This is a genomic window from Nocardioides sp. NPDC047086, from assembly GCF_040643685.1.
In the GTDB taxonomy this organism is placed as follows: Bacteria; Actinomycetota; Actinomycetes; order Propionibacteriales; family Nocardioidaceae; genus Nocardioides.
On sequence record NZ_JBEYUV010000082.1, the window covers coordinates 1 to 5,611 of the forward strand.

General features: G+C 71.5%; 4 protein-coding genes. 2 read left to right on the forward strand and 2 right to left on the reverse strand.

The features are described from left to right. Nucleotides 1-203: 203 nt before the first annotated feature. Nucleotides 204-1,406 (forward strand): MFS transporter, encoded by a 1,203-nt coding sequence (locus ABZ796_RS27600; protein WP_357341375.1) that lies wholly within the window; start codon nt 204-206, stop codon nt 1,404-1,406. A gap of 7 nt (nt 1,407-1,413) precedes the next feature. On the opposite strand, the gene ABZ796_RS27605 is transcribed toward ABZ796_RS27600, so the two are convergent. Beyond that, nucleotides 1,414-2,529 carry a DUF1972 domain-containing protein gene (locus tag ABZ796_RS27605; RefSeq protein WP_357341377.1) on the reverse strand — a complete coding sequence of 372 codons (1,116 nt, stop codon included), beginning with the start codon at nt 2,527-2,529 and terminating at the stop codon, nt 1,414-1,416. A 118-nt stretch (nt 2,530-2,647) separates the two neighbouring features. After that, the gene (locus ABZ796_RS27610) at nt 2,648-3,946 is read right to left on the reverse strand and encodes a glycosyltransferase family 4 protein (protein ID WP_357341379.1); all 1,299 of its coding nucleotides are present in this window, start codon (nt 3,944-3,946) and stop codon (nt 2,648-2,650) included. Between the two features lie 153 nt (nt 3,947-4,099). On the opposite strand from ABZ796_RS27610, the gene ABZ796_RS27615 reads away from it, so the two are divergent. Beyond that, the gene (locus tag ABZ796_RS27615) at nt 4,100-5,482 is read left to right on the forward strand and encodes an AMP-binding protein (RefSeq protein WP_357341380.1); all 1,383 of its coding nucleotides are present in this window, start codon (nt 4,100-4,102) and stop codon (nt 5,480-5,482) included. The last annotated feature ends 129 nt before the right edge of the window (nt 5,483-5,611 follow it).

Genomic DNA, 5,611 nt, shown 5'->3' on the forward strand with positions numbered 1-5,611 from the left:
CCCAGGCCAGCCCTCGGGCGAAACGTCCCGGCAGGGAGTTCTCAGCAAGCTCGATCAGCCAAGGAACCGTGTTGGTCTCGACACGCCTCCGCCTAGCGGCTCCGGCGGCTCGACCAGCGGGTGGGAGCGGGGTGGGGTGGGGTGGGGAGGCTAACTCGGCCACCGGGAACCCAGAGACCCAGGTTCTTTACTAACCTGAAGACGTGACCCGTCGCCCTGACCCAGACCCGAAGCGCCCACCGGTCTGGATCTCGGTGGCCTCATTCGTGAGCAGCTTCGACAGGTTCGTGGTGAGCCCGATCCTGGTCCTGGTCGCGGCGGCGTTCGGGGTCTCGGTGGGGCAGGCGGTGGCGATCGCGAGCGGTTACTACCTGGCGTACGGACTCTGCCAGCCGTTGTGGGGAGCCCTCTCGGACAGGTTCGGGAGGGTCCGCCTGATGCAGGGGGCGCTGGTCGGGGCGGGGATCGCCGGACTGGTCTCGGCGGCGGCACCGAACCTGGTCACGCTGGTGGTGGTGCGGGTGGTCGCCGGAGCGTTCTTCGGGGCGATCGTGCCCACGTCACTGACGTACGTCGGCGACACCGTCTCCAGCAGCCACAGGCAGCGTGCGCTCTCGGACCTGATGGCGGCGATGGCGGTGGGGACGGCGCTGGCCGCAGCAGCGGCGGGGATCACCGGCCAGCTCGCCGGGTGGCGGGTCGTGTTCGCGGTGCCGGCGGTCGTGGCGCTGGTCAGCGCCTGGGGTCTGCGCTCGCTCGCCGAGCCGCCGAGGGCCACGAACAGCGGGATCAAGGCATCGTTCCAGGCGGCGCTGAGCAACCGCTGGGTGATGGTCGTCGGGCTGCTCGTCTTCGTCGAGGGCGGTCTCGTCCTGGGCGTGCTCACTCTCCTCGCCCCCGCTCTGCAGGCCCAGGGGGTCGACGCGGCGCGGGCGGGGCTCGCGGCGGCTGCGTACGGCATCGCGGTCCTGCTCTCCTCGCAGGTCCTCAAGGCTCTCACCCGACGGGTCCCGCGCTGGGCACTGATGGCGATCGGAGGCGTCGCCCTGACCGCCGGGTACGCCGCCGCGACGATGAAGGTCTCGGTGCCCACCATCATCGGCATCGTCGTGGCGCTCGGGATCACCTGGGCTTTCCTGCACACCTCGCTCCAGACCTGGGCCACCTCGATCGTCCCCGAGGCCCGCGGCACCGTCGTGGCCTGCTTCGCAGCCTCCCTCTTCATCGGCAGCTCGATCGCCGCCGTCGTCGCCGGCCCGGCCGCCGACCACGACCAGTGGCACGCCCTCTTCACGGCCTGCGCAGTGACCGCCGCGGTCCTCACCGTCGCCTGCGTCATCGCCTACCGCGCCTACACCGCCCACGAGCCCGCGCCGCGGGCGGCGGATGTGGCCACCGACGTCTAGAGACAGCTCAGCGCAGGTGGTCGCGGATCAGCTGCTCGTACTGGTCGGCGATCCGGCTCCAGGTGAACTCGGCGGAGTGGCGGGCACGCGCGGCCGCCGACAGCGACGCCGTGAGCTCGGGCTCGGACAGAAGCCGCTCCAACGCGGTGACGATGCCGGCCTCGTCGGAGAAGTAGAGGGCGGAGTCGCCGGCGACCCAGCGGTTGTAGCGGTTGTCGTGGGCGATCGCGGCGTTGCCGCAGCCGAGCGCCTCGACCAGGGAGGGGTTGGTGCCGCCGACCTGATGGCCGTGGACGTACGCCACCGAGTGGAAACGCAGGGCCGAGACGATGTCGGTGTCGTAGATCGCGCCGAGGAAGACGACCTCGTCGCTCGCCGCCTCGAGGACGGCGCGCTGGTAGTCGTCGGCGGGGTCGTAGTCACCCAGGACGACCAGCTTCCGGCCCCAGCGACGACGGGAGAAGGCCCGGACGACCTCGAGGATGCTGTTCTCCGGCACCGGGCGGGCGACCACGGTGAGGTAGGAGCCGGGCTCGAGTCCGTGGTCGAGCACCGCCCACTCGGGTGCGTCGACGACCGACGGTGCGCCGTAGGCGATCGTGGTGATCTTCTCGGCCGGCACCCGGGTCGCCAGATGGCGGGCGATCTCGGGGTGGTCGGCGATGAGGTGGTCGCCCAGCCAGCAGGCGGCCCGCTCCTGGGTCCACAGGAACGCCTTCTCGGGGCCGGACCAGCGGGCCCGCTTCCACTCGATGCCGTCCATGTTGATGATGTTGGGGACGCGGCGGGAGCGCAGCACGGAGTTGAGCGCGCCGGTGTTGTAGCCGAACGTCACGCACACGCTGCCGTCCTGCGCGGCCTCCCGGGCAGCATGACGCACAGCGCCGACGTCGAACTCGATCGTCCCGCGCGGACCGTCGTGCCGGGCCGGCACGTGGACGCGCTCGATGCCCTTCCACATGTCGATGCGCAGGTCCGCGTGCGGCTCGTCGTCCTGGCAGTAGACGACCACCCGCCAGCCGCGGTCGACCAGATCCAGCCCGATGTTCTCCACCGCGGTCTCGAAACCGCCATGGGCAGCGGGCACGCCACGGGTCCCGAGCATCCGTACAGTGGGGGTCACGTGGGGTTGACTCCTCTATTTCTAGGAGCCGACGGCCCCTATTTTCAGCACAAGGAGCCATCCTTGGGGATCTACGGGAAGAAAGTTCCCCGATCCGGGGTCATATACCCGAAATCGGTTACGTCACCGCAGGTCCCCGGGTCAGCACGAACTGGCGCAGCGCGTCCGGGTCGTCCAGGTCGACGTACTCGAACCCGTCGACCGCCGCCGAGGCCTCCCCGGTCGCGCACATGGAGTCGTAGACCTGCACGTACGCCGCCGACTGCGGTCCCCAGTCGAGCACCTTCGCCGCGCGCTCCCGCGCCCGCAGGGCCAGCTCGACCCGCAGCTCGGGATCGTCCAGCAGCGACTCGACCGCGTCGGTGAAGGCAGCCACGTCCCCGGACGGGACGAAGAGCGCGGCGTCCTCGGCGGAGACCCGCGTCTCGACCAGGTCGAAGGAGACCGACGGCAGGGCGTACGCCATGTACTCCATCGTCTTGTTCATCGTCGAGACGTCGTTGAGCGGCGTCTTCAGGTCGGGGCACAGGCCGACGGTGCCGGCGCTGAGGTGCTGGGCGATCAGCGCCGAGCCGGCCCGTCCGGTGAAGGTGACGACGTCGTCGAGGCCCAGCTCGGTGCAGCGTCGCTCGAGGTCCTCGAGGCAGTCGCCGAAGCCCATCAGCACCGCGTCGACGTCCGTACGGCCGCGCCGGTGGACGAGCTGGTCCATGACCTCCAGCACCGTGTCGACACCGTCCTGGGGACCCATGATCCCGAGGTAGACCAGGGTGTGGCGCTCGGCATGCGGCGCCGTGTCGTGGGGCCGCACCGGACGCATCACCGAGGTGTCCGGCCCGCTGCGGACCACGGTCACGTCCTCGGGGGCCATCCCGCCGCGGGTGATCGCGACCTTCCGGTAGGACTCGTTGGTCGAGATGACCTGGTCGGCGGTGGCGTACGTCTGCTTCTCGAGCCAGCGCAGCACAGCCAGCTGGGCGCGACCCGACAGCGACGTCGGCGTGCCGAACCGGGAGAGGAAGAGCTCGGGGTTGAGATCGTGCTGGTCGAAGACGAACCGGACGCCACGGCGCTTCCAGATGCGGGCCAGCAGCCAGTAGGTGTCGGGCGGGTTGCACGCCTGCATGATCGCGAACGGCCGGTCCCGCCAGACCTTGGTGGCCAGCAGTGCCGTACGGATCCAGCAGTAGACGAACTCGAGCAGGTAGCCGAGCACGCCGCGGGCCTGCGGCGCGGCCCGATACTTGTAGATGCGTACGCCACCGAGCTGCTGCCGCCCCGGGTCGCCGGGTCCCTTCGGGCAGATCACGCTGACCTCGTAGCCGCGCGCGACCAGCGCCTGGCACTCCAGCCAGACGCGCCGGTCGAGCGGCACGGGAAGGTTCTGGACGATGATCAGCACGTGCGTCTTTGCCACGCCATGTCTCTGCTGGGCTGCGTTGACCATATGAGCAGCGTTGGGGAGCGCGGAGACCCCCTCGACGGGGACGCCCGGCATATCCCCGAATCCGGGGATCGTGAGTGGTGACGCGGGTGCCGCGGGGCCCCGCGGCACCTAGCGTCGCCTGCTGTGAACCCGCTGGCCGAGCGCATCCGATCCGTACGCACCCGACCCCGGTCGCAGGCCGTGATCGCGGACAGGCGGACGTCGCTCGGCGCGGACGGGCTGGTCGGCGCGGCCGAGGAGCTGCGGCTCGCCCTCGTCGCGGCCGCCGGTGTGCCGCGGCCGCTCGTCGCCGTGTCGCTGCCGCTGTCCACCGACGCGGTCGTCGCCCTCGTGGCCACGATCCTCGGTGATCTCCCGGTCTGCTTCGTGGACCCCTCGGCCGCCGAGGAGCACCGCAGGTCCCTCCTCCAGTCGCTGCACCCCGACGTCGTGCTCGACCGGTCGGGAATCCGGGCGGTCGCGTCGTCCTCCCGCTCCGAGCTCGCAGCCGGGTACGTCGCGATGTCCTCCGGTTCCACCGGCGGCGGGCCCAAGGGCGTGCTCTCGTCCTGGGCCGGCATAGACGCCTTCGTCCCGCACGGCGCGGCCGCGCTCGATCTCCACGCCTCCTCGGTGTGGGCCGAGGTCTCGCATCTCTCCTACGACCTGGCGATGACCAACCTGCTGGTCGCGCTGGCCGCCGGCGCCTCCCTCCACGTCTCGTCCTCGCTGGGCGACCGGCTCCGGCCGCTCGGCTTCTGCGCCCGCGTCGAGGCGACGCACCTGCGGCTGGCTCCCCGGTTCATCGACCTCGCGGCCGCCGAGCGCGTCGACGCGGCCACGCGGACCCTGAGGGTCTGGGGCTCCGGCGGCGACCGGCTCTCCGCCACCGACGCCCAGCGCGTCTTCGACCTCGGCGTCCCGGCGGTCGTCAACACGTACGGCACCAGCGAGACGATCGGGTTCGCCAGCGCCGCCCGCTTCGATGCCGGCGACGACCTCCCCACGGTCCACGGCACGCTCGGGATCGGGCGCGGGGCGGTCGGGGCGTGGCGTACGTCGCTGGCGGGTGCCGAGGCCGGCAAGATGCTCGCCATCGAGTCACCTCACCTGCCCGGCGGCTATCTCTTCGGCTCCCCGAACGGTGAGTTCCCGCGCTGGGACGGCGAGGAGCGGGTGCTGACCGGCGACCTCGGCGCGCGGCGTGGCGAGGAGCTCTTCTGCCTGGGCCGCGCCGGGCGACGGGTGAAGCGCAGCGCGAGCTTCGTCGACCTGGACGCCCTCGACGCCGAGGTGAAGCAGGCCTTCGGCCTGGCGACCTTCACCGCCGCCACCCCCGAGGGCGACCTCGTCAGCCTCGTCGAGGGGCCCGAGACCCACCTCGACGACCTCCGCCGTCGCCTGCCGACGGTCCTGCGGCCCGACTCGCTCCCCGACGTACTCGTCCCCGTCGCCCAGCTCCCCCGCCTCGGCAACGGCAAGATCGACCAGGCCGCCGCTCAGGCGCTGGTCTCGACCGCTGGCTGACCCCGCGGGTCGCCACCGCTGACCCCCGCTGACCGTCCCACCCCCGCTGGTCGAGCCGCCGGAGCCGCTAGGCGGAGGCGTGTCGAGACCAACACGGTCCCATCGAGCGCGCAGGGGACCGTGTTGGTC